Origin of the sequence: Mycolicibacterium vulneris (assembly GCF_002104765.1) — a bacterium.
In the GTDB taxonomy this organism is placed as follows: Bacteria; Actinomycetota; Actinomycetes; order Mycobacteriales; family Mycobacteriaceae; genus Mycobacterium; species Mycobacterium vulneris.
On record NZ_NCXM01000036.1, the window covers coordinates 14736 to 38407 of the forward strand.

General features: G+C 70.2%; 22 protein-coding genes. 13 read left to right on the forward strand and 9 right to left on the reverse strand.

What is annotated here, in order from left to right:
• Positions 1–8: 8 nt before the first annotated feature.
• Positions 9–1547 (reverse strand): DEAD/DEAH box helicase, encoded by a 1539-nt coding sequence (locus tag B8W69_RS25765; protein ID WP_085292537.1) that lies wholly within the window; start codon positions 1545–1547, stop codon positions 9–11.
• Between the two features lie 281 nt (positions 1548–1828).
• On the opposite strand from B8W69_RS25765, the gene B8W69_RS25770 reads away from it, so the two are divergent.
• Positions 1829–2536, forward strand: a complete 708-nt coding sequence (locus B8W69_RS25770) for a ferritin-like fold-containing protein (RefSeq protein ID WP_085292538.1) — start codon at positions 1829–1831, stop codon at positions 2534–2536.
• A gap of 170 nt (positions 2537–2706) precedes the next feature.
• On the opposite strand, the gene B8W69_RS25780 is transcribed toward B8W69_RS25770, so the two are convergent.
• Positions 2707–3423 (reverse strand): MmpS family transport accessory protein, encoded by a 717-nt coding sequence (locus B8W69_RS25780; protein ID WP_085292539.1) that lies wholly within the window; start codon positions 3421–3423, stop codon positions 2707–2709.
• Positions 3424–3643: 220 nt separating this feature from the next.
• Between B8W69_RS25780 and B8W69_RS25785 the strand changes: the two genes are divergently transcribed.
• Positions 3644–3904, forward strand: coding sequence for a DUF3107 domain-containing protein (locus B8W69_RS25785; protein ID WP_110882061.1), 261 nt, complete (start codon positions 3644–3646; stop codon positions 3902–3904).
• On the opposite strand, the gene fasR is transcribed toward B8W69_RS25785, so the two are convergent.
• Complete coding sequence (gene fasR, locus B8W69_RS25790; protein WP_065028342.1) at positions 3901–4587, reverse strand: HTH-type transcriptional activator FasR; 687 nt, start codon at positions 4585–4587, stop codon at positions 3901–3903. The genes B8W69_RS25785 and fasR overlap by 4 nt on opposite strands.
• A 198-nt stretch (positions 4588–4785) precedes the next feature.
• Here fasR and B8W69_RS25795 point away from each other — a divergent pair, with 198 nt between their 5' ends.
• Positions 4786–5811, forward strand: coding sequence for a DUF3152 domain-containing protein (locus B8W69_RS25795; RefSeq protein ID WP_245843368.1), 1026 nt, complete (start codon positions 4786–4788; stop codon positions 5809–5811).
• 15 nt (positions 5812–5826) lie between these two features.
• Here the strand turns inward: B8W69_RS25795 and B8W69_RS25800 are convergent, their stop codons facing one another.
• Entirely contained in the window at positions 5827–6183 is a 357-nt protein-coding gene (locus tag B8W69_RS25800; RefSeq protein ID WP_085292542.1) for a winged helix-turn-helix transcriptional regulator, read from the reverse strand.
• A gap of 105 nt (positions 6184–6288) precedes the next feature.
• Between B8W69_RS25800 and B8W69_RS25805 the strand changes: the two genes are divergently transcribed.
• The 3 genes from B8W69_RS25805 (at position 6289) to B8W69_RS25815 (ending at position 8931) form a co-directional block, all read left to right on the forward strand.
• A complete protein-coding gene (locus B8W69_RS25805) occupies positions 6289–6657 on the forward strand; it encodes a DoxX family protein (protein ID WP_085292543.1) in 369 nt (122 codons plus the stop codon).
• An 89-nt stretch (positions 6658–6746) separates the two neighbouring features.
• Positions 6747–7931 carry an adenylyltransferase/sulfurtransferase MoeZ gene (gene moeZ, locus B8W69_RS25810; protein WP_085292544.1) on the forward strand — a complete coding sequence of 395 codons (1185 nt, stop codon included), beginning with the start codon at positions 6747–6749 and terminating at the stop codon, positions 7929–7931.
• Between the two features lie 145 nt (positions 7932–8076).
• Positions 8077–8931, forward strand: a complete 855-nt coding sequence (locus tag B8W69_RS25815; protein WP_085292545.1) for a TIGR02569 family protein — start codon at positions 8077–8079, stop codon at positions 8929–8931.
• Here B8W69_RS25815 and B8W69_RS25820 read toward each other — a convergent pair.
• The 3 genes from B8W69_RS25820 to B8W69_RS25830 are packed head-to-tail and all read right to left on the reverse strand — an operon-like array spanning position 8928 to position 10273.
• Positions 8928–9236 (reverse strand): MGMT family protein, encoded by a 309-nt coding sequence (locus B8W69_RS25820; RefSeq protein ID WP_085292546.1) that lies wholly within the window; start codon positions 9234–9236, stop codon positions 8928–8930. The two genes, B8W69_RS25815 and B8W69_RS25820, sit on opposite strands and share 4 nt — an antisense overlap.
• A complete protein-coding gene (locus B8W69_RS25825; RefSeq protein WP_085292547.1) occupies positions 9224–10024 on the reverse strand; it encodes an alpha/beta fold hydrolase in 801 nt (266 codons plus the stop codon). The genes B8W69_RS25820 and B8W69_RS25825 overlap by 13 nt, the downstream gene beginning before the upstream one ends.
• Before the next feature lie 45 nt (positions 10025–10069).
• A complete protein-coding gene (locus B8W69_RS25830) occupies positions 10070–10273 on the reverse strand; it encodes an Rv3202a family protein (RefSeq protein ID WP_085292548.1) in 204 nt (67 codons plus the stop codon).
• A 151-nt stretch (positions 10274–10424) separates the two neighbouring features.
• Between B8W69_RS25830 and B8W69_RS25835 the strand changes: the two genes are divergently transcribed.
• From B8W69_RS25835 to nudC, 4 genes are all read left to right on the forward strand, one after another.
• Positions 10425–13562, forward strand: coding sequence for an ATP-dependent helicase (locus B8W69_RS25835; protein ID WP_085292549.1), 3138 nt, complete (start codon positions 10425–10427; stop codon positions 13560–13562).
• Positions 13559–16867 (forward strand): ATP-dependent helicase, encoded by a 3309-nt coding sequence (locus B8W69_RS25840; protein WP_110882062.1) that lies wholly within the window; start codon positions 13559–13561, stop codon positions 16865–16867. The genes B8W69_RS25835 and B8W69_RS25840 overlap by 4 nt, the downstream gene beginning before the upstream one ends.
• A gap of 93 nt (positions 16868–16960) precedes the next feature.
• Positions 16961–18031, forward strand: a complete 1071-nt coding sequence (locus B8W69_RS25845) for a potassium channel family protein (protein ID WP_085292551.1) — start codon at positions 16961–16963, stop codon at positions 18029–18031.
• On the forward strand, positions 18031–18963 hold the full coding sequence (gene nudC / locus B8W69_RS25850; RefSeq protein WP_085292552.1) for an NAD(+) diphosphatase: 933 nt from the start codon (positions 18031–18033) through the stop codon (positions 18961–18963). Before B8W69_RS25845 ends, nudC begins: the two co-directional genes overlap by 1 nt.
• 7 nt (positions 18964–18970) lie before the next feature.
• Here the strand turns inward: nudC and mrx1 are convergent, their stop codons facing one another.
• Positions 18971–19225: a mycoredoxin Mrx1 gene (gene mrx1, locus B8W69_RS25855; protein ID WP_085292553.1), complete on the reverse strand. Its 255-nt coding sequence runs from the start codon at positions 19223–19225 to the stop codon at positions 18971–18973.
• A gap of 228 nt (positions 19226–19453) precedes the next feature.
• Between mrx1 and B8W69_RS25860 the strand changes: the two genes are divergently transcribed.
• The 3 genes from B8W69_RS25860 to B8W69_RS25865 all read left to right on the forward strand — a co-directional run bounded on the left by B8W69_RS25860 (position 19454) and on the right by B8W69_RS25865 (position 22228).
• On the forward strand, positions 19454–21553 hold the full coding sequence (locus B8W69_RS25860; RefSeq protein WP_165762689.1) for an ATP-dependent DNA helicase UvrD2: 2100 nt from the start codon (positions 19454–19456) through the stop codon (positions 21551–21553).
• A 91-nt stretch (positions 21554–21644) separates the two neighbouring features.
• Entirely contained in the window at positions 21645–21812 is a 168-nt protein-coding gene (locus B8W69_RS30770) for a hypothetical protein (RefSeq protein ID WP_165762690.1), read from the forward strand.
• Between the two features lie 143 nt (positions 21813–21955).
• Entirely contained in the window at positions 21956–22228 is a 273-nt protein-coding gene (locus B8W69_RS25865; RefSeq protein WP_085292555.1) for a WhiB family transcriptional regulator, read from the forward strand.
• Between the two features lie 10 nt (positions 22229–22238).
• On the opposite strand, the gene B8W69_RS25870 is transcribed toward B8W69_RS25865, so the two are convergent.
• The gene (locus tag B8W69_RS25870) at positions 22239–23582 is read right to left on the reverse strand and encodes a macrolide-binding ATPase MABP-1 (RefSeq protein WP_085292564.1); all 1344 of its coding nucleotides are present in this window, start codon (positions 23580–23582) and stop codon (positions 22239–22241) included.
• Positions 23583–23672 lie beyond the last annotated feature (90 nt).

Here is a 23672-nt window from a genome sequence, read left to right on the forward strand (position 1 = left end):
GTGGGCCGTCAGTTGCTCTGCGTGGCGGCGGCGCTGGCCGTGGCGGTCTGCCCTTCGGTGGGCTTGCGACGCCGACGTCGGCGCCGGGTGGAGCCGGCGTTGCCCGGGGGCGAGGCGGCCGGGGTTTCCGGGGTCGCCTCGCCGTTGGTGCTCGCGGCCCCGTTGCTTGACGGGTGCGCGGTGACCGGCTGGCCGCCGCGGGTGCGCCGCCGGGTGCCGGAGCGGCGCGCGGGCCTCTCCGACTTCTGCTCCGGGCTCTTGCCGTTCCGGTCGCCGCTGCGGCGCTGGCCTTGCGACTTGCGGGCCGCACCCACCGTGCCGCCGGCCTCGGCGGGGATGCCCAGCTCGGTGCGGAGGTGCGGGGAGTTGGAATAGGTCTCGGCGGGCTCGGGGCAGGCCAGCCCCAGCGCCTTATCGATCAGCGACCAGCGGGCCATTTCGTCCCAGTCCACCAGGGTGACTGCGACACCCGTCTTGCCGGCGCGGCCGGTGCGGCCGATGCGGTGCACGTAGGCCTGCTCGTCCTCGGGGATCTGGTAGTTGATGACGTGGGTGACGTCGTCGATGTCGATGCCCCGGGCGGCCACATCGGTGGCGACCAGCACGTCGATCTCGCCGGTCCGGAAGGCCTTGAGCGCCTTCTCGCGGGCCGCCTGCCCGAGGTCCCCGTGCACGGCGCCCACCGCGAAACCGCGCTCGGCCAGCTCGTCGGCGACCTTCTGGGCGGTGCGCTTGGTGCGGGTGAAGATCATCGTGGCGCCGCGGCCCTCGGCCTGCAGCACGCGGCTGACCAGCTCCACTTTGTCGAGCGCGTGCGCCCGGTAGGCGTACTGGACGGTGGTGTCGTGGGTGGCCGCCGAGTGCGGCGCTTCCGCCCGGATGTGGGTGGGCTGGTTCATGAAGGTGCGGGCCAGCGTGATGATCGGGTCCGGCATGGTCGCCGAGAACAGCATCGACTGCCGGTCGGTCGGAATCTGGCGCAGGATGCGCTCGATGTCGGGCAGGAAGCCCAGGTCGAGCATCTCGTCGGCCTCGTCGAGCACCAGCACCGACAGCCCACCCAGTTGCAGGTGGTTCTGCTGGCTCAGGTCGAGCAGCCGGCCCGGCGTGCCCACCACGACGTCGGCGCCGGCGCGCAGCGCCTCGATCTGCGGCTCGTAGGGGCGCCCGCCGTAGATGGGAACCACCGACAGCGGCCGGCCGCCCTCGGCGGTCAGGTGCTTGGCCGCCAGCGTCAGGTCATCGGTGACCTGCAGGCACAGCTCGCGGGTGGGAACCACGATCAGGGCCCGCGGCGTGCCGTTGAGTGGACGCGCGGCGGTGCCGGCGGTGATGCGCTGGAGCAGCGGCACACCGAAGGCGAAGGTCTTGCCCATACCGGTGCGGGCCTGGCCGATCAGATCGTCGCCGGCGAGCGCCATCGGCAGGGTCAGTTCTTGGATGGCAAAGGGGCTTTCGATCCCTTTTTCGGCGAGCGCGCGCACGATTTCGTCGCGGACGCCGAGTTGCGCAAAGGTCAATTCAGTTGTGCTGGTGAGTGTGGTCATGCGTGGGTAAGTAGCCTCTCGGTGACGTATCGGTTTGTGTCGGTATTTCTCTGTCGCGGTCACGCGCGCACGAGTTCCGACTCCGAATACGTCGCCGAGTCGCCGGCCCTGGCTCAGTCTGGGAGGGCCCAGTCAGGGCGGGCCAGCTGTGCACGCACATTTCGCCGATAGCGGCTTTGAAAAAACAATTACGGCATAAATACAGCCGCCATCGACCTCCATGATAGCTGGTCGACAGCTGGGTCCCATTTTGCGCTAAGTCAGCCGACTACAGTGTTGCCATGACCCGGCCTTCCTGCGAGCCCGCTGCCGCCGACCAAATCGACGATTCGCCCGCCCCGCGATTGTCGGCCGATCACCCGGGCGTCAACGAGTTGTTCGCGGTTCTGGCCTACGGCGAGATCGCCGCGTTCTACCGGCTCACCGACGAGGCGCGGATGGCCCCCGACCTGCGCGGACGGATCTCCATGGCCAGCATGGCCGCCGCGGAGATGCAGCACTACGAGCAGCTGCGCGACGCGCTGGAAAGCCGCGGCGTCGACGTGGTGTCGGCCATGTCCAAGTACGTCTCGGCACTGGAGAACTACCACCGGCTGACGATGCCCAGCACGTGGCTGGAGGCCTTGGTGAAGACCTATGTTGGCGACGCGCTGGCGGCCGATCTGTACCTGGAGATCGCCCACGGTCTGCCCGATGAGGTCGCCGACGTGGTCCGCGCCGCGCTGTCGGAGACCGGGCACTCGCAGTTCGTCGTCGCAGAGGTGCGCGCCGCGGTGACGTCCAGCGGGAAGCAGCGCAGCCGGCTGGCGCTGTGGTCACGCCGCCTGTTCGGCGAAGCGATCACGCAGGCCCAGTACCTGCTGGCCGACCACGACGAGCTGGTCGATCTGGTGATGTCGGGCGCCGGTGGGCTGGGCCAGCTCAACGCGTTCTTCGACCGGATGCAGCAGACGCACGACCGGCGGATGCACGAACTGGGCCTGAGCTGAGGCTCGCCGTGATCGCAAGCGCGGTGCAGCCGGGCGCAGCGGGTCACGGCCGTCGGCTTCAGCCGTGATCGCAAGCGCGGTGCAGCCGGGCGCAGCGGGTCACGGCCATCGGCTTCAGCCGTGATCGCAAGCGCGGTGCAGCCGGGCGCAGCGGGTCACGGCCATCGGCTTCAGCGCGCGCAGGTCGCCATGTTCGAGGCGTTGGTCGACGCGATGACCCGCTGACCGGCGGCGTTGAAGATCGAGCAGCTGAGCTGACCGTAGAAGCTGGTCGCGACGACCGATTCGGTCTGCACGCCCGGGTTCAGCACCACGACCTTCGACCACGGCAGCGACACGTTGAACTCGGTCTGCGGCACGCCGCGCGCGTCGGTGTAGACGATGTTCACCAGGTCCAGCAGCTGCTTGGTCCCGTTCACGCTGTAGAGCACGGTGCGCGGGTTCAGCGCGGCTGTCGGCGGCGCCGCGGCGAGCGGCGGCGCGACGGTGGGCGCGGCCACCGCCGGCGGTGCGACGGGCGCGGCGCTGGGTGTGGTGACGGTCGTGAAGGTCTCGGCCGGCAGCTGGGAGGGACCGGGGGCGGCCTTGGGCGGCGCGGAGGCCTTGGTGGTCGCGGGTGCCGAGGTCACCGGGTGGGGAGCGGGTGCGCCCAGCGTGGCCTTGGTCGACGCGCTGTCGCCGCTGTTGATGATGACGGCGGTGGCGATGGCGCCCAGGGCCACCACCGCGCCCACCACCGCCGTGGCGGGACGCCAGCGCGAGTCGGTGGGCCAGCCCGTCCAGTTGTAGTCGGCGTTCAGGTAGGGATCGGTATCGCAGGCGTCGTCAACGTCGTCGTCGGGGTGGTCCCGGATCCTGTCGTCAAGGTGCGGCAGTGTGGTACCCATGGTGCCGAAGTTAGCCATGTGAAAACACGGATCGGGTATCGCGCGGGGGTGTGAGACAACCTGCAAGCGAATCGTTACCGCGCTGCGACCGGGGTTTCGCTGACCGCGAAGTGGGGGGACGCGGGGAGGTGGGAGTCAGCCGCGTCAACTAGCCTGCTGCTGACAGGGCCGGGACTTCAAATACCTGCGCAAGACTGCAAAGCCCATGGAAGGGGTGACCGTGGAGGTCAAGATCGGTATCACGGATAGTCCGCGCGAGCTGGTCCTTGCCAGCACCCAGACGCCCGCAGAGATCGAAGAACTGGTCAGCGCCGCGCTGAGCGACGCGTCGGGCCTGCTGCGCCTGAGCGACGAGCGGGGCCGCCGCTTCCTGATTCACACCACCAAGATCGCCTACGTCGAGATCGGCGTCGCCGACGCACGCCGGGTGGGTTTCGGGATCAACGCCGAATCCGGCAAGCACGCCGGCAAGGGGCATTAAGAGCGGGTCAGCGGCACGTGTGACAGTCCGCCCCAGGCGAACTGGACGGTGCCGTCGACGGCGTCCGCCTTGGAGATCGGGCGGTCCGAGTCCAGCCAGTACCTGGCGCAGTCGACGCTGATGCCGACCAGCCCGACCGCGATCATCCGGGCCCGGTGCGGGTCCAGCCCGGAATCCTCACTGATCAACGCGAAGACCGCGTCGATGCAGGCTTCGGTGGCGACGCGCACCTGGGCGGCCACCTCGGGTTCGGTGACGTAGTCGTTCTCGAAGATCAGCCGGTAACCCTGGCTGTCGTGCTCGATGAAATCGAAGAACGCCTGCACCGCGGAGTGCAACCGGCGCCGGTTGTCGGTCGTGGTGCTCAACGCATTCTGAACACCCGAGACCAGGTTCTCCACGTGCCGCGCCAGCACCGCCAGATATAGCTCGAGTTTGCTCGAAAAGTGTTGATACAGAACGGGTTTGCTGACGCCGGCGCGGTCGGCGATCTCGTCCATGCCGGCCGCGTGGTAGCCGCGGTCGACGAACACGTCGCTGGCCACGATGAGCAATTGACCGCGCCGCTCGTCGCGGGGCAACCGGTTGCCCCGCCGGTTGGAAACCGCGGATCCGTCCGCCGGCCGACCGCGGTCAGCCGATCTGACGGCGCGGCGCGCCGGCACCTTGGCGAGTTCGCTCATCGATTCCTCATCTGATTATCGGCGGCCGGCCGTCGGTAAACCGGGGTCAGCCGCTCGCAGCCCGTGGAAAAGACCTTACTACCCGCCCGCTCGAAGCGACCGTCATCGCGGTCGTCGCCGCAGGCAGAAGCGGTGTCGGACGGCGCATTCGGGCGCGCCACGGACGGCGCGGGTGACGGGCTGTGTAATCCTGGGGAAATGACGTCCCCGCGGCCCCCGCGCAGCACAGGTCGCGTGCCGGTGCTGCGCGACGAGTGGCGCGAGCCCCTGCGGGCGCTGCGCGACCCCCTGGCGCGGGAAGCCGGACGGGCCCGGGCCGACCGTGAGCGGCCGCGCCAATGGCGCAAACAGACCTGGTTGGGGCGGTTCGTGTCCACTTACGGGTGGCGCGCATACGCCCTGCCCGTCCTGGTCGTCCTCACCGCGGTGGTGATGTACCAGACGGTGACCGGCACCGGCGCGCCGAAGCCCACGGCCAGCCAGCCCATCCAGAGTCCGCCCGCGATCGGCGCGGTGGGCACCACGATCATCGACGCCCCGCCGCGCGGGCTCGCCGCGTTCGACGCCAACCTGCCGGCGGGGACCCTGCCCGACGGCGGACCGTTCACCGAAGCGGGCGACAAGACTTGGCACGTCGTGCCGGGTACCACGCCGCAGATCGGCCAGGGCACCGCAAAAGTGTTCAGGTACACCGTCGAAGTGGAGAACGGCATCGACCCGACCATGTTCGGCGGTGACGACGCCTTCGCCCAGATGGTCGACCAGACGCTGGGCAATCCGAAGGGCTGGACGCACAACCCGCAGTTCGCGTTCATCCGGATCGACAACGGCAAACCCGACTTTCGCATCTCGCTGGTGTCGCCGGTGACCGTGCGCGAGGGGTGCGGCTACGAATTCCGGCTCGAGACCTCTTGCTACAACCCGGTGTTCGGCGCCAACCGCGAGGCGCGGGTCTTCATCAACGAGGCGCGCTGGATACGGGGAGCCGTGCCGTTCGAAGGCGACATCGGCTCCTACCGGCAGTACGTGATCAACCACGAGGTCGGCCACGCCATCGGATACCTGCACCACGAGCCGTGCGAGCAGCAGGGCGCCCTGGCGCCGGTGATGATGCAGCAGACGTTCTCCACCTCGAACAACGACGCCGCCCAGTTCGACCCTGACGTCGTCAAGGCCGACGGGAAGACCTGCCGGTTCAATCCCTGGCCGTACCCGATCGCTTAGGCCGGCTCCCACTTGCTACCGCTGCGTACGGTTGGCATTGATCTCGTCGCGGTGCTCCATCGCCCACTGGGCGAGGGAGATCACCAGCGGTAGCAGTGTCCGCCCGAGCTCGGTCAGCTCGTATTCCACTCGCGGCGGCACTTCGGCGTAGGCCGTGCGCTTGACCAGGCCATCTTCGACTAGGTGTTTGAGCGTCACGGTGAGCATCCGCTGCGAAATGCCCGCCACGGCCTCCGCCAACCCGCCGAACCGCATCGGCCCGCCGCGCAGCGTGCCGATCACCAGCAGACTCCACTTGTCGCCGATGCGATCGAGCACCTCCCGGACCGCGCCGCCCTCGGATATCCGAGTCGTCTTTGTGATGTGCGTCATAGCAAAGTCTGCTTCCTGGATACATACATCGATGTGCCTTTTGTGGGCGTCCCAGCGCTGACACACGATGTGGTTACACACAAATGGTAAGGATTGGGGACTGTCTTGAACATCGCACTGTGGACGGCGCAGGGCCTGCTCGCATTCGTCTATCTCGCCGCGGGCGCGCTCAAGATCATTCGATCGCGCAAGCAACTCGTGGCAACGGGCCGGCTCGACTGGATGAAGGACAACTCGGACGCGGCCGTGAAAGCTGTTGGCGCGGTCGAGATCCTCGGCGCGCTCGGCGTGATCCTGCCCGAGGCGACCGGCGTCGCCCGCATCCTGACCCCGATCGCTGCGGTCGGCCTGGTCATCGTGCAGATCGGCGCACTGCGCGTCCACCTGACCCGTAACGAGCGGCAACCTTTACCGATCAACGTAATTCTCCTGCTGCTTGCGGCCGTCGTCGCGATCGGCCGATTCGAGGGCTGAGCCAACCAGGCCCGCGCACCGCCTGATTGCCGCCGTTTCGTCCGGCTGCTGTGATGGTGGGAGAAGCCCGACCGAGGAGATGTTCGCAAGTGTCGACACCGCTGCCGCCTCTGGTGGCACCCGCAGACCACCTCAGTGGCGACGAGGTGGCCCGCTACAGCCGGCACCTGATCATTCCCGGTCTGGGCCCCGACGGGCAGAAGCGGCTCAAGAACGCCCGGGTGCTGGTGATCGGCGCGGGCGGGCTGGGCGCGCCGACGCTGCTCTACCTGGCGGCCGCCGGCGTCGGCACCATCGGCATCGTCGATTTCGACGTGGTCGACGAGTCGAACCTGCAGCGCCAGATCATCCACGGGGTCGCCGACGTCGGCCGGTCCAAGGCCCAGTCGGCGCGCGACTCCATCGCCGCGATCAACCCCCTGGTCGACGTGCGCCTGCACGAGTTCCGCCTGGACTCCACCAACGCCGTCGAGTTGTTCGGCCACTACGACCTGATCGTCGACGGCACCGACAACTTCGCGACGCGGTATCTGGTCAACGACTCGGCGGTGTTGGCGAAGAAGCCCTACGTGTGGGGGTCGATCTACCGTTTCGAGGGCCAGGTCTCGGTGTGCTGGGAGGACGCCCCGGCCGGACGCGGACTCAATTACCGCGACCTCTACCCCGAGCCGCCGCCGGCCGGCTCCGTCCCGTCCTGCGCCGAGGGCGGCGTGCTGGGCGTCGTCTGCGCCTCGATCGCCTCGGTGATGAGCACCGAAGTGATCAAACTCATTACCGGGATCGGCGACTCGCTGCTGGGCCGGCTGATGATCTACGACGCGCTGGAGATGACCTACCGCACCATCGCGATCCGCCGCGATCCGTCCGACGCGTCGAGGCCGAAGATCACCGAGCTCGTCGACTACGAGCAGTTGTGCGGCGTGGCGCCCGCGCCCGCGGTCCACGACGACGTGTCTGCCATCACCCCGCGGGAATTGCGCGACTGGCTGGATTCCGGCAAGAAGCTGGCCCTGATCGACGTGCGTGAGCCGGTGGAGTTCGACATCGTGCACATCGACGGGGCCCAGCTGATCCCGCAGTCGTTGATCAACTCCGGAGAGGGTCTGGCAAAGCTGCCGCAGGACCGCCTGCCGGTGCTGTACTGCAAAACCGGAGTGCGCTCGGCCCAGGCGCTGGCGGTGCTGCGCAAGGCCGGATTCGCCGACGCGGTGCATTTGCAGGGCGGGATCGTGGCATGGGCGCAACAGATGCAGCCCGACATGATCATGTACTGACCGGAACGCTTGTTGGACTGCGGCGACCCGCCGCGCCCGGCTTCACCGCGCTTGCGATCGCCGCTTGTTGGACTGCGGCGACCCGCCGCGCCCGGCTTCACCGCGCTTGCGATCGCCGCTTGTTGGACTCGTTTAGAGTACCGGTGTGACAGTCGAGCCACCGCCGGATCATGTGCTGTCGGCGTTTGGTTTGGCCGCCGTTAAACCCGTCTATCTGGGGGCCTCCTGGGAGGGCGGCTGGCGGTGCGGCGAAGTCGTCTTGTCGCTGGTGGCCGACAACGCCCGCGCGGCCTGGTCCGCGCGGGTCCGCGAGACCCTGTTCGTCGACGGCGTTCGCCTGGCCCGGCCGGTCCGTTCCACCGATGGGCGTTACGTTGTTTCCGGCTGGCGGGCGGACACCTTCGTCGCCGGGACACCGGAGCCCCGCCATGACGAAGTCGTCTCCGCGGCGGTGCGGCTGCACGAGGCGACGGGCAAACTCGACCGGCCCCGCTTCCTGACCCAGGGGCCCACGGCGCCGTGGGGCGACGTCGACATTTTCATCGCCGCCGATCGGGCGGCCTGGGAGGAACGGCCGCTGGCCTCGGTGCCGCCGGGCGCGCGGGTGGCCCCGCCGACGGCGGACGCCGAGCGGTCGGTGGAGCTGCTGCACCAGCTCGCCACCCTGCGTAAGCCGACCAAGAGCCCCAACCAGCTGGTACACGGAGACCTTTACGGCACAGTGCTTTTCGTCGGCACCGCGGCGCCGGGAATCACCGACATCACCCCGTACTGGCGGCCGGCCTCGTGGGCGGCCGGCGTGGTCGTCATCGACGCGCTGTCCTGGGGCGAGGCCGACGACGGCCTGATCGAACGCTGGAACGCCCTGCCTGAGTGGCCGCAGATGTTGTTGCGGGCGTTGATGTTCCGCCTCGCGGTGCACGCGCTGCACCCGCGGTCCACGGCCGAGGCGTTCCCCGGCCTGGCCCGCACCGCGGCCCTGGTCCGGCTGGTGCTCTAGCGTTCGTCGGGAAACTCGTAGCGAACCTCGCGCAGCGCAATCCTGCCGTCGGTTGCCAGCACGCCTTCGGCGCGCAACAACTCCAGCTGCCGGGTCGTCAGGTGCCGCGCCGGGCGCCCGGAGGCGGTGATCACTCGGTGCCAGGGCAGGTCGGAGGAATCGGTCCGCATGATCCAGCCGACGATACGCGGGCTGGAAAGCCCTGCGACAGTGGCGATGTCACCGTAGGTGGCTACCCTGCCGGATGGGATCGCGGCGACCAGCGCACGCACCCGCTCGACCTGCTCGTCGGTCACCGGCGCCATCCGCAGCGCGCTTCCAGCAGCTCGCGGGTCAGCGCGGCGACCTCGTCGGGCTTGGCGTACGGCACCATGTGGTTGCAGTCGAAGTCCAGCAGCCGGAAATCCGATCCCAACCGCCGCGCGAAGCCGTCGATGAGTTTGTCGGTGACGTAGGGCGGGGTGGTGCGCTTGGCGCGCACCAGGACCGTCGGGGTCTTCGCCGGCGGCAGCACGGTGTCGCGGGCCAACTCGCTCCAGTACGCCATCATCGCCGGCAGGCTGACCCGCCAGCCGTAGCGCCCGCCCGGCAGCGCGATCAGGTGCTCGTCGACCTCGGCGTCCAGCAGGGCGGGCTCGACATCGGACCACGAGCCGTGCACCTTCTCCTGGCGCGCCTCCTCGGCGTCCGGATAGTCGGGCGAGGACAGCATCGCCTCGGCGATCTCGCGCATCCAGTCGCCGTCCAGCCCGACCGCCGGGTCGAGCAGCAGCAGCCCGGCCACCAGGTCGGGGCGGGCCGCAGCGAGGTGCATCGCCAGCCCGCCGCCGAACGAGTGGCCCACGATCACCACCGGGGTGCCGGGCTGCTCGTCGAGTAGTGCGGCCAGGGCCGCGACGTTGGCGTCGATGGTCCACGGCGCAGCCCACGAGGACCGGCCGTGGCCGACCAGATCCGGTGCGGCGATGCCGATTCCGGGCAGAAAGCCGGACAGATGCTGCCAGCGCTGGCCGTGGCCGGTCAACCCGTGCAGCGCCAGGACCTGCGCCGGTCCGGACGGGCCGTAGCGGTGCACATGCAACTTCGCGGTCACCCGTCGATGGTGCCAGCCGCCACGATCACCACGCGCGGGCGGTCCTCACCGGTCGTCATCCCGATCGTCCTCGGTGGAGACGATGTAGGCCTGCTCGATCACGTCGGCCTCGTTGGCTTCCCGGTCCCCGGAGGTTACGTAGTCGATGTCCAGGCCTGTCTCGTCGTCGGAATCGATGGGCTGCGATTGTTCCACCGCGTCGCCTTCGGGCGCCTCGTCGACGGGAAAGCCGCGTTCGTCGTCCTGCATGGTTTGCACCCCTCCTTCCGGTCTGCTCCTCGTTCCGGCCTCCAGGGTAAGAGTTCGCGGCGGTGCCGGCCGGGTTCGACCACCAGCTGCTGCAGGCCGCGTTTCGTCGCGCCCTAGCGAATCTGTCGGACCCTCGTGATGTCATGCCGTCATGGCCTACACGTGGGACGCCGAAGCGCGCACAGTTTTAGACCCGGGTGCGCGCGGTCAGCTGCGTGTTCTCGGTGGGCCCGGCACCGGCAAGAGCAGCCTGCTGATCGACGCCGCGGTCGCCCAGATCGACGCCGGGGTCAACCCGGAATCGGTTCTGCTGCTTACCGGTTCCGGCCGAATGGGAATGGCCGAGCGCAGCGCGCTCACGACGGCGTTGCTGCGCTCGCGATCCACCGGCGGAGGGCGGGCCGCCGTGAGCGAGCCGCTGGTGCGGACCGTGCACGGGTACGCGTACGCGGTCTTGCGGCGCGCGGCCGAGCGCGCCGGCGAGGCGCCCCCGCGGCTGGTCACCAGCGCCGAGCAGGACGCTATCATCCGGGAGCTGCTGGCCGGAGACCTCGAAGACGGACCGCGCGCCGCGACGGCCTGGCCGGCACAGCTGCGGCCCGCGCTGGGCACCGCCGGCTTCGCCACCGAACTGCGAAACCTGTTGGCCCGCTGCGCCGAACGCGGCGTGGATCCCCAGGAATTGGAGCGGCTGGGCCGTCGCTGCCGGCGGCCTGAGTGGACCGCCGCCGGCCAATTCGCGCGCCAGTACGAGCAGGTGATGCTGCTGCGCGCCGCGGTGGGCACGGCCGCACCGGAGGCCACCACACCCGCGCTGGGCGCCGCCGAATTGGTGGGCGCCGCACTGGAAGCGTTCGCCGTCGACCCCGAATTGCTGTCCGCTGCACGCGGCCGGATCCGCGTCCTGCTGGTCGACGACGCCCAACAGCTCGACCCGCAGGCCGCCCGCCTGGTTCGGGTGCTCGCGGCGGGCGCCGAGTTGGCGCTGATCGCCGGGGATCCCAACCAGGCGGTCTTCGGCTTCCGGGGTGGCGAACCCGCCGGGTTGCTCGGCGGTGACGCGCCCTCGGTGACGCTGACGACGTCGCACCGCTGCGCCCCCGCCGTGGCGCGCGCGGTCAGCGGTATCGCCGCCCGGTTACCGGGTGGGAGCCGCGGGCGGCAGATCGACGGTGCCGGGGCAGGGGAGGGGTCGGTCACGGTGCGGCTGGCCGCGTCGGCGCACGCCGAGGCGGCGACCATCGCCGACGCGCTGCGGCGCGCACACCTGGTCGACGGCGTGCCCTGGTCGCAGATGGCGGTCATCGTCCGGTCGGTGCCGCGGACGGGTGCGCGGTTGCCGCGAGCGTTGGCCGCCGCCGGGGTGCCGGTGGCCGCACCGGCCGTCCCCGGGCCGTTGTCCGAGGAGCCGGCCGCGCGCGCCCTGCTCACCGTGCTGCTGGCCACCGCCGACGGGCTCGACGGGCAGCAGGCGCTGACACTGCTGACCGGCCCCATCGGTCGTGTGGATCCGGTTTCGCTGCGCCAGCTGCGCCGAACACTGCAGCGCGCCAAACCCGATCGCGCACCGGCGGATTTCGCCGACCTGTTGGTCGGGGCGCTGTCCGGTGACGCGACGCCGCCGGGACCGCAGTTCGCCCCGCTGCGCAGGGTCCGCGCGGTGCTGGACGCGGCCGCGCGCTCGCACCGCGCCGGTGACGACCCGCGCTACACCCTGTGGGCCGCCTGGCGCCGGTCCGGGTTGCAGCGCCGCTGGCTGTCGGTGAGCGAGCGCGGCGGTCCCGCGGCGGCCCAGGCCACCCGGGACCTCGAGTCGGTGACCGCGTTGTTCGGCGTCACCGACGACTACGTGTCTCGCACCTCGGGTGCGTCGCTGCGCGGTCTGGTCGAGCACATCGCCGCGCTGGCGCTGCCGAGCGCCACCCCCGAGCCCGTCGCCGCGGCCGAGCAGGTCAGGGTGCTCAGCGCGCACGCCGCGCTGGGGCACGAATGGGATTTCGTGGTGATCGCCGGATTGCAGGATGGCTTGTGGCCCAACACCGTTCCGCGCGGTGGTGTGCTGGCCACCCAGCGGCTCCTGGACGTGCTGGACGGGGTCGGCGCGGACGCCTCGGTGCGCGCGCCGCTGCTGGCCGAGGAGCGCAGGCTGCTGGTGGCGGCGATGGGCCGGGCCACGCGCCGGTTGCTGGTGACGGCGGTCGACAGCGACACCGGTGGGGCCGGCCTGGAGGCCGCGCTGCCGTCGGTGTTCTTCGCCGAAATCGCGCAGTGGGCCGACGACGACGCCGCTAGCGCCGGCGCGGAACCGGTCTCGGCGCCGCGGGTGTTGTCCGCGGCCGCGCTGGTGGGCCGGCTGCGTGGCGTGGTGTGCGCGCCCGACGGCGCGGTGGACGAGCTCGCCCGCGATTGCGCGGCAACGCAATTGGCGCGGTTGGCCAAAGCCGGCGTGCCCGGCGCCGACCCGGCCGGGTGGCACGGTCTGACCCCGGTCAGCACCAGCGAGCCGCTGCGCGACAGCGGCGACGTGGTCACCCTGACGCCGTCGACCCTGCAGACCCTCAGCGAGTGCCCGCTGCGCTGGCTCGCTGAGCGACACGGAGGATCCGGCCCGCGCGACGTGCGCTCGGCGATCGGGTCGGTGGTGCACGCCCTGATCGCCGAACCGCACCGGAGCGAATCGGAATTGCTGGCCGAGCTGGACCGCGTCTGGAAGCACCTTCCCATTGCGGCGCAATGGTATTCGGACAACGAGCTGGCCCGGCACCGCGCCATGCTGGAGGCGTTCATCGAGTGGCGGGCGCAGACCCGGGGCGCACTGACCGAGGTCGGCGTCGAGGTCGAGATCGAGGGGACGGTGGCCACCGGCGACGGCGGCCAGGTGCGGCTGCGGGGCCGGGTCGACCGGCTGGAGCGCGATGCCGCCGGCCGGCTGGTGATCGTCGACATCAAAACTGGCAAGACGCCGGTCAGCAAGGACGATGCGCAACAACACGCCCAGCTTGCCATGTATCAGCTGGCGGTGGCAGAGGGATTGGTGGGCAACGGGACCGACAATGTGGAGCCCGGCGGCGCGCGGCTGGTCTACGTCGGCAAGACCGGGGCGTCGGGAGTGGCCGAACGCGAACAGGATCCGCTGACGGCCGCCGCCGGAGAGGAATGGCGCGAGGTCATCGGGCGCGCGGCCGGCGCGACATCCGGCCCGCAGTTCATCGCCCGGCGCAACGACGGCTGCACCCATTGCCCCATCCGGCCGAACTGCCCGGCCCACACCGACGGCGCGCAGCGATGACCCCGGCGCGGCCGCGCTACAGCCCCGCCGAATTAGCCGTCGCGCTAGGGCTTTTCCCGCCGACCGATGAGCAGGCCGCAGTCATCGCCGCGCCGCCGGAACCGCTGGTGGTGATCGCCGGCGCTGGCGCCGGCAAGACCGAAACCATGGCGGCGCGGGTGGTGTGGCTGATCGCCAACGGCTACGCCGAACCCGGTCAGGTGCTGGGCTTGACGTTCACCCGCAAGGCCGCCGGCCAGCTGCTGCGCCGGGTGCGGTCACGACTGGCCCGGCTGGCCGGCGTCGGCCTGGGCGCGCCGGGCGCGACCGTCGACACCGAGGGTGCTCCGACGGTCAGCACCTACCACGCCTTCGCGGGCTCGCTGCTGCGCGACTACGGGCTGCTGCTGCCCGTCGAGCCCGACACCCGGCTCCTCAGCGAAACCGAGTTGTGGCAGCTGGCTTTCGACGTGGTAAACGGTTATCCCGGCGAACTGCGGACCGACAAGACCCCGGCGGCCGTCACCTCGATGGTGCTGCGGCTGTGGGGGCAGCTGGCCGAACACCTGGTGGACACGGGCCAGCTGCGCGACACCCATGTCGAGTTGGAACGGCTGATCCACTGCCTGCCCGCGGGCCCCTACCAACGGGACCGCGGCCCCAGCCAATGGCTGCTACGGCTGCTGGCCACCCAGACCGAACGCACCGAGCTGGTGCCGCTGCTCGACGCGCTCAACGACCGCATGCGCGCCGCGAAGGTGATGGACTTCGGGATGCAGATGGCCTCGGCGGCCAGGCTCGCAGCGACGTTCCCGCAAGTCGGCGAGGACCTGCGCGCCCGCTATCGGGTGGTGCTGCTCGACGAGTACCAGGACACCGGCCACGCCCAACGCATCACGCTCTCAGCGCTATTCGGCGGCGGGGTCGACGACGGGCTGGCGCTCACCGCCGTCGGCGACCCCATTCAGTCGATCTACGGCTGGCGCGGCGCGTCGGCGACCAACCTGCCGCGGTTCACCACCGACTTCCCCCGATCCGACGGCACCCCCGCCCCGGTCCTCGAGTTGCGGACCAGTTGGCGTAATCCGCCCCGCGCGCTGCGGGTGGCCAACGCGGTATCGGCGGAGGCGCGGCGGAGATCGGTGGCCGTGCACTCGCTGCGCCCGCGCCCGGACGCCCCGCCCGGCACCGTCCGCTGCGCATTGCTGTCCGATGTGACGGCCGAGCGCGAGTGGATCGCCGATCACCTCGACAGGCGTTACCGGCAGGCCCGCGACCAGGGCGTCGGTCCGCCGACGGCCGCGGTTCTGGTGCGCCGCAACGCCGATGCGGCGCCCATCGCCGACGCGCTGCGCGCTCGCGGCATCCCCGTCGAGGTTGTCGGGCTGGCCGGGCTGCTGGCCATCCCGGAGGTGGCCGAGGTGGTGGCCATGCTGCGCCTGGTCGCCGATCCGACGGCCGGGGCGGCGGCGATGCGGGTGCTCACCGGTTCACGCTGGCGCCTGGGCGCGCGCGACCTCGCGGCGCTGTGGCAGCGGGCGCGTGCGCTCAGCGGGGTGGTGCAGCCCGCCGAAGCGTCCTCGCCCGAATCGATCGCGAGCGCGGCCGGCCCCGACGCGGACACCGTGTGCCTGGCCGACGCGATCGCCGATCCCGGTGCGACCGGGGCATATTCGGCTGCGGGATACCAGCGCATCAGCGCGCTGGCCGGCGAACTGAACGCGTTGCGCGCCCACCTGGGACATCCACTCCCGGATTTGGTCGCCGAGGTGCGCCGGGTGCTGGGCATCGACTGCGAAGTCCGGGCCGCGGCGGGGGTCGGGGCCGGCTGGGCCGGCACCGAGAACCTGGATGCGTTCGCCGACGTGGTCGCCGGGTACGCCGAACGCACCGACGCCGCGACTCGTCCGGCGGACGGATCGGCGGCCACCTCGGTGACCGGCCTGCTGGCATTCCTGGACGTCGCCGAGTCGGTCGAGAACGGTTTGGCGTCTGCACCATTGGCGGTCGCCCGCGATCGCGTCCAGGTGCTCACCGTGCACTCCGCGAAGGGGCTGGAATGGCAGGTCGTCGCCGTGGCCCACCTGTCCGGCGGCACCTTCCCGTCGACGGCGTCGAAGAGCACCTGGCTCACCGACGCCGCCGAGCTGCCGCCGCTCTTGCGCGGCGACCGCGCCGCCGCCGGCGCGCTGGGCATCCCGGTGATGGACACCTCGGACGTCACCAATCGAAAGCAGCTGTCGGACAAGATCTCCGAGCATCGACGCCAGCTCGAGCAGCGGCGCATCGACGAGGAGCGCCGGTTGCTCTATGTCGCCATCACCCGAGCCGAGGACACGCTGCTGGTATCCGGGCACCACTGGGCGGCCACCGGCATCAAGCCGCGCGGTCCGTCGGACTTCCTGTGCGAAATCAAGGCCCTCATCGACGATTCGGCCGTGGCCGGCGACCCCTGCGGTACGGTGGAGCACTGGGCCCCGGCGCCCGCTGATGGCGAGCGAAACCCGCTGCGCGACACCGTCGTCGAGGCGGTATGGCCGCCCGACCCGCTGGCGACGCGGCGGGACGCCGTCGAGCACGGCGCCGCTCTGGTGGCGCGGGCGTTGCGGGCCGATGCGACCGAGGCTTGCGTCGACGTGGACGGCTGGGCCGCCGACGTCGACGCACTGCTGGCCGAACGCGCCCGGCTGGTGCAGCCGCCGGCCGCCGTCCTGCCGGGCCAGTTGTCGGTCAGCTCGCTGGTCGGCCTGGCGCGCGACCCGGCGGGCACCGCGCAGCGGTTGAGGCACCGGCTGCCGTCGCGGCCAGAGCCGCATGCGTTGTTGGGCAATGCCTTTCACTCGTGGGTGCAGAAATTCTACGGCGCCGAGTGTCTGTTCGAGCTTGGCGATCTGCCGGGCGCGGCGGACTCCGACGTCGGCGACACCGCGGAACTGATCGCGTTGCAAGACGCCTTCACCGAGTCCCCCTGGGCCGCAAGAACTCCCGTGGCCATCGAGGTGCCGTTCGAGATGGTCATCGGCGAGACGCTGGTGCGCGGGCGCATCGACGCGGTCTTCGCCGATCCCGACGGCGGGGCCACCGTGGTGGACTGGAAAACTGGCGAACCGCCGCACGGTCCGGAAGCGATGCGGCAGGCCGCCGTCCAGCTCGCCGTGTACCGCGTGGCCTGGGCGGCGTTGGCCGGCATCCCGGAATCGTCGGTGCGTACCGCCTTCCATTACGTGCGCGCCCGCACCACCGTGATCCCCGAGGACCTGCCGAGCGCCGCGGAAGTCGTGGGGCTGCTGACGGAGCCGGCCGGCGACCATCGCGCCCGGGTGTGACCTGCGCCGCCCGTGTATTGGGGAGGCTGTGGCCGTGGTTACATAAGACGGTGCGTGTCGCGTGCGCAGAAGGTAAGCCGATGACGGGCCGCCGTGGGCAACGGTAGGTCCCGCAAGCTGCGCGGTCTGGACGAAACCCTGACGGCTCAGCGCGGTCACCAGCTGATCGGCGTGGTGCGCATCCCCGAGGAGCACGCGAGTCCCATCCGCGTCATCACCCGGCGCCTGGCCATCGCGCTGGTGGTGCTGTTCGCCGCGGCCGTCATCGTCTACCTGGATCGCAACGGTTACCGCGACGTGCGCAACCAACCGCTGACCTTTTTGGACTGCGTGTACTTCTCCGCGGTGTCCCTGTCGACCACCGGCTACGGCGACATCACGCCGTACACCGAAACCGCGCGTCTGATGCACACCCTGATCTTCACCGCGCTGCGGATCGCGTTCCTGGCCGTGTTGGTCGGCACCACGCTCGAAGTGCTCTCCGAGCGGTCTCGCCAAGGGTGGAAGATTCAGCGTTGGAGGAGCAGAGTGCGCAACCACACCATCGTGATCGGCTATGGCACCAAAGGGAAGACGGCCGTCGCCGCCATCCTCGGTGACGAGGATGCCCACGGTGACGTCGTCGTCGTCGACATCGACCGCAGCACGCTCGAGCACGCCGATAGCGCGGGCCTGGTTACCGTGCATGGCGATGCCACTCGAGCCGATGTGTTGCGGCTGGCCGGGGCGCAGCATGCGGCGTCTGTCATCGTCGCCACCAACCGCGATGACACCGCGGTGCTGGTGACGCTGACGGCGCGCGAGCTCGCACCCCACGCCAAGATCGTCGCGTCGATCCGGGAAACGGAGAATCAGCACCTACTGCAGCAGTCGGGTGCGGACTCGGTGGTGGTGTCCTCGGCCACCGCCGGCCGGCTCCTCGGGCTGGCCACCACCATGCCCAGCGTCGTGGAGATGATCGAGGACCTGCTGACTCCCGACGTCGGGCTGGCCATCGCCGAGCGTGAAGTGGAGCAGACCGAGGTCGGCGGATCGCCGCGGCACCTGCGCGACATCGTGCTCGGTGTGGTGCGCGACGGCCACCTGCTGCGCATCGGCGCCCCGGAAGTGGATGCCATCGAGGCCAACGACCGGCTGCTCTACATCCGAAACGCCGACCACTGATGGCGATCGCGGACTTTCAGCTGCGCAGCGTCCCGCTGCTGTCGCGGGTGGGCGCCGACCGCGCCGATCAGCTGCGCACCGACGTCGAGGCGGCCGCCGCCGGCTGGGCGGATGCGGCGCTGCTGCGGGTGGATTCGCGCAACCAGGTGCTGGTCGCCAACGGCCGGGTGGTGCTCGGCGCCGCCGCCGAAGTGGGCGACAAGCCGCCGTCGGAGGCGGTGTTTCTGGGGCGCATCGAGGACGGCCGCCACGTCTGGGGCATCCGCGGCGCGCTGCAGGCTCCGGACGATCCGACCGCGCACGCCGAGGTGGTGAACCTGCGCAGTCTCGGCCCAATTTTCGACGACACCAGCAGCCAGCTGGTGTCCGCGGCCGTCGCGCTGCTCAATTGGCATGAGAAGGCGCGCTTCAGCTCCGTGGACGGTTCGCCGACAAGGCCCGCCCGGGCGGGCTGGTCGCGCATCAACCCGGTAACCGGTCACGAGGAGTTCCCGCGAATCGACCCGGCGGTGATCTGCCTGGTCCACGACGGCGGTGACCGCGCGGTGCTGGCCCGCCAGGCGGTGTGGCCGGAGCGGATGTTCTCACTGCTGGCCGGATTCGTCGAGGCCGGTGAGTCTTTCGAGGTGTGCGTCGCCAGGGAGATTCGCGAGGAGATCGGGCTGACCGTCCGCGACGTGCGATACCTGGGCAGTCAGCCGTGGCCGTTCCCGCGCTCGCTGATGGTCGGCTTCCACGCCGTCGCCGACCCGGCCGAAGAATTCTCGTTCAACGACGGCGAGATCGCCGAGGCGGCGTGGTTCACGCGCGACGAGGTGCGCACCGCACTCGCGGCCGGGGACTGGTCCAGCTCGTCGGAGTCGAATCTTCTTCTGCCCGGGTCGATCTCGATCGCCCGCGTGATCATCGAATCCTGGGCCGCGATCGACTGACCGGTGCCTAGTTGCCGGCCTCGGCCAGCTTCGCCTTCACCTGGGCGGCGCTCGGATTGGTCAGCGTCGACCCGTCGGCGAATTTCACCGTCGGAACCGTCCTGTTGCCGCCGTTGACCGAGCTGACGAAATCAGCGGCCGCCGCGTCGTGCTCGATGTCGACCGCCTCGTAGGGAATGCCGTTGGACTTGAGCACGGTCATGAGCCGATGGCAGTAGCCACACCAGGAGGTGGTGTAGACGGTGAGCGGGGCAGAGGTCATAGCCCGTTAACGTAGCCCGGCGACGATGCATTCCGCGCAGCGGGATGCGGAGGAGTGGGCGATCGGGTGTAGCCCGGCGACGATGCATTCCGCGCCGGGGGTAGGGCCAAGCCACGCACCGGCGAGGGGAGCGGGATCCGCCGACTCGCCGGGGCGACACGCCCAGCCTGCCGATTAAGGCGTGGCGATGCCCCGGGTTTGTCGGCGACCGCTGCCAAGATGGACGCCATGCCGACGGTCGCCGATCCTTTGACAGCCGGGCTGGACGACGAGCAGCGCGAAGCCGTGCTGGCTCCCCGCGGCCCGGTCTGTGTGCTCGCCGGCGCCGGAACGGGAAAGACCCGCACCATCACGCACCGGATCGCCCAGCTGGTCGCCAGCGGTCACGTCGCGGCCGGTCAGGTGCTGGCCGTCACGTTCACCCAGCGGGCAGCGGGGGAGATGCGCTCGAGGTTGCGGATGATCGACTCCGCCGCGGGCGCGGACACCACCGTCGGCGCGGTCTCGGCCCTGACGTTCCACGCGGCCGCCCACCGGCAGCTGCGGTACTTCTGGCCGCGGGTGGTCGGCGACACCGGGTGGCAGCTGCTGGACAGCAAGTTCGCCGTCGTCGCCCGGGCCGCCGGCCGCGCCCGGATTAACGCCAGCACCGACGACGTGCGCGACCTGGCCGGCGAGATCGAGTGGGCCAAAGCGTCGCTGATCGGGCCCGAGGAATACCCGGCCGCGGTCGCCGCCGCCGCGCGGGACATCCCCTTGGACGCCGCCCGGGTCGCCACCGTCTACACCGCCTACGAGGCGCTCAAGGCCCGCGGAGACAACGTGACCCTGCTCGACTTCGACGACCTGCTGCTGCACACCGCGGCCGCGATCGAGAACGATCCCGCGGTGGCCGAGGAGTTCCGGGACCGCTACCGCTGCTTCGTCGTCGACGAATACCAGGACGTCACGCCGTTGCAGCAGCGGGTGCTCGCGGCGTGGCTCGGCGATCGCGATGACCTGACCGTGGTGGGCGACGCCAACCAGACCATCTATTCGTTCACCGGGGCCTCGCCGCGTTTCCTGCTCGACTTCTCCCGCCGGTTCCCCGACGCCACCGTGGTGCGCCTGGAACGCGACTACCGCTCCACCCCGCAGGTGGTGTCGCTGGCCAACCAGGTGATCGCCGCGGCCCGCGGCCGGGTCGCCGGCAGCAAGCTGCACCTGGTGGGTCAGCGGGCGCCCGGTCCGGCGCCGACGTTCCACGAGCACCCAGACGAACCGGCCGAGGCCGGCGCGGTCGCGGCGTCGATCAAACGGCTCATCGAATCCGGCACCCCGCCGTCGGAGATCGCAGTGCTGTACCGGGTCAACGCGCAATCGGAGATCTACGAGGAGGCGTTGACCGAGGCCGGCATCGCCTATCAGGTTCGCGGTGGCGAGGGCTTCTTCAACCGCCAGGAGATCAAGCAGGCCCTGCTGGCGCTGCATCGGGCCGCCGAGCGCGGTGCCGAAGGGCCGTTACCCGACGTGGTTCGGGCGATCCTGGAACCGCTGGGGCTGACGGCCGAGGAACCCGTCGGCACCCGCGCCCGGGAGCGATGGGAGGCGCTGACCGCGCTGGCCGAGCTGGTCGACGACGAGGTGGCGCAGCGTCCGCAACTGGAACTCCCGGGGCTGGTGGCCGAGCTGCGGACGCGCGCCGACTCGCGGCACCCACCGGTGGTGCAGGGCGTTGCGCTGGCGTCGCTGCACGCCGCCAAGGGACTCGAGTGGGACGCGGTGTTTCTGGTCGGCCTAGCCGACGGCACGCTGCCCATCTCGCACGCGTTGGCGCACGGCGCCGAGAGCGAGGCGGTCGAAGAGGAGCGGCGGCTGCTCTACGTCGGAATCACTAGGGCCCGAATACATTTGGGGCTCAGTTGGGCGCTGGCCCGCAGCCCGGGTGGGCGCCAGAGCCGCAAGCCGTCGCGCTTCCTCAACGGCATCGCGCCCCAGGCGCGGGCCGACGCGGCGCCGAACAAGTCCCGACGCAACCGGGGCACCGCGACCCGCTGCCGAATCTGCAACAACAACCTGACCACCCCGGCCGCCGTCATGCTGCGCCGCTGCGAGACCTGCGCCGGCGACGTCGACGAGGACCTGTTGCTGCGGCTCAAGGCCTGGCGGCTGGACATTGCCAAGGAGCAGAAGGTGCCCGCCTACGTGGTCTTCACCGACAACACGCTGATCGCCATCGCCGAGTTGCGTCCCGGCGACGAGGACGCGCTGATCGCGATTCCGGGCATCGGCGCCCGCAAGCTGGAGCAGTACGGCTCCGACGTGTTGGAACTGGTCCGCGGGCGCTGACGGATAAACCCGCTGGTCAGAAAACCGGTTGTGGTCACCGGCGGTGACCGTTTACCCTCGAAACCGCAACTCGGCACTACGGAGAAGGAGGGTGGCCACGATGCTCAGCGACGCGTTCGGTGTAGGCGTGGTCTGCGCGGCGCTGGCCGCGGGTACCTCCCATGCCGCACACGCCGCCTCGGCGGCCGCGCGTAAGCATCGCGCCGCCGCCGCGACCGACGCGTCCGTAGATGTCGGAGGCCCACCGAAGGCAAGGTAAGCACCAGCCCGGTTTTCTCCCAAATGGCCACGGACCCGAAGTCGCAAGGATCCGTGGCCATAGTTGTAGGGTCGGCACCTCTTCGACCTGGTCCGGATCACTGCCAAAGGACAGCAACCAGACCAGGAAGTAGGTGGTAGGACATGTCCGCACCGACAGTCCCCAGACAAGCCCTGCCGTGCCACGTCGGCGATCCCGACCTGTGGTTCGCTGACACCCCGGCCGATCTCGAGCGGGCCAAGACGCTCTGCACCAGCTGCCCGGTCCGGCGCCAGTGCCTGGCGGCCGCGTTGGAACGCGCCGAACCGTGGGGTGTGTGGGGCGGCGAGATCATCGACCGCGGTTCGGTACTGAGCTTCAAACGGCCCCGCGGGCGTCCCCGCAAGGACGGCAGACAAGCCGGGGCCGCCGCCTAGAACGCCGGAGCTAGATGACGGCGTTGTCGGGTTCGGCGAACCCGGGCACCAGCTCTTCCGAGAGCGCCTTGATCGCCACGTGCGCATCCAGCTGGCACAGGATCGCGGCCACTGACATGATCACCCGCATCGGGATGACCAGTTTGGGGGGCAGGTCCATCTGCCGCGCGGTCCGGATCTGCGACACCGACCGATCGATCTCGATGGCTGACATCTTCTGCAGCCACTTACGGGTGTAGTGGAAGACCTCGACCTCGATCGGTTCGACGTACTGGCGCAGCATGTCGTCGATGTCGCGCACCGACACCTGCTGGCCCTTCTGGATGAACCCGGCCTTCTCCATCGTCGGCAGCAGTAGGTCGTAGTTCTTGTCGCGGGCCAGCCGGATGCTCATACCGAGCTCGATCGGCAAGCCGCCGGGCAGTGCGGCCACGGCGCCGAAGTCGATCACACCCATGCGGCCATCGGGAAGCAGCATGAAGTTGCCCGGGTGGGCGTCGCCGTGCAGCATGCCCAGCCGGCGCGGCGCGTCGAAGGTGAGCTCGAGCAGCCGGGTGCCGACCAGATCGCGCTGCTCGACGGTGCCGTGCCGGATGATCTCGGCCATCGGGGTGCCCTGCATCCACTCCTGGATCACCACTTTCGGCGCACTGGCCACGATGCGCGGCACCGCGAAGTGCGGGTGGTCCTGATACGCCTTGGCGAAGGCGCGCTGGTTCTCGGCCTCCAGCCGGTAGTCCAGCTCCATCTCGGTGCGCTCGATCAGCTCGTCGACGACGCCCTGGACGTCGGCGCCCGGCGCGAGCTGCTTGAACACACCGACCAGCCGCTGCATGGTCTTGAGGTCGGCCCGCAGCGCCTCGTCGGCGCCGGGGTACTGGATCTTGACCGCCACCTCGCGGCCGTCGGCCCAGACGCCCTTGTGGACCTGGCCGATGCTGGCCGAGGCCACCGGGGTGTCGTCAAAGGAGCTGAACCGGTCGCGCCACTTGGTGCCCAGCTGGGCGTCGAGCACCCGGTGCACCTTGGCGGCGGGCAGCGGCGGGGCGTCCTTTTGCAGCTTGGTCAGCGCTTCGCGGTACGGCTCGCCGAACTCTTCGGGAATGGCGGCTTCGAGCACCGAGAGGGCCTGGCCCACCTTCATCGCACCGCCCTTCAGCTCGCCCAAGACGGTGAACAGTTGGTGGGCGGCCTTTTCCAGAAGCTCGGCCTGGACCTCGTCCCTGGACTTTCCGGTTAGCCGTTTACCGAATCCGATCGCCGCCCGGCCGGCGAATCCGACCGGAATGCTGGCCAGCTTCGCGTTCCGCGCAGCACGGCCCCGTTTGATGTCAGACACGTACCCATCATCCATGATGACCAGCGCGATGTGGAGCGATGTCGACAACGCACGTTGTCACGCTAATTAACGGGCTGGTCAACGGGACTCGATCGCGAATGTGGC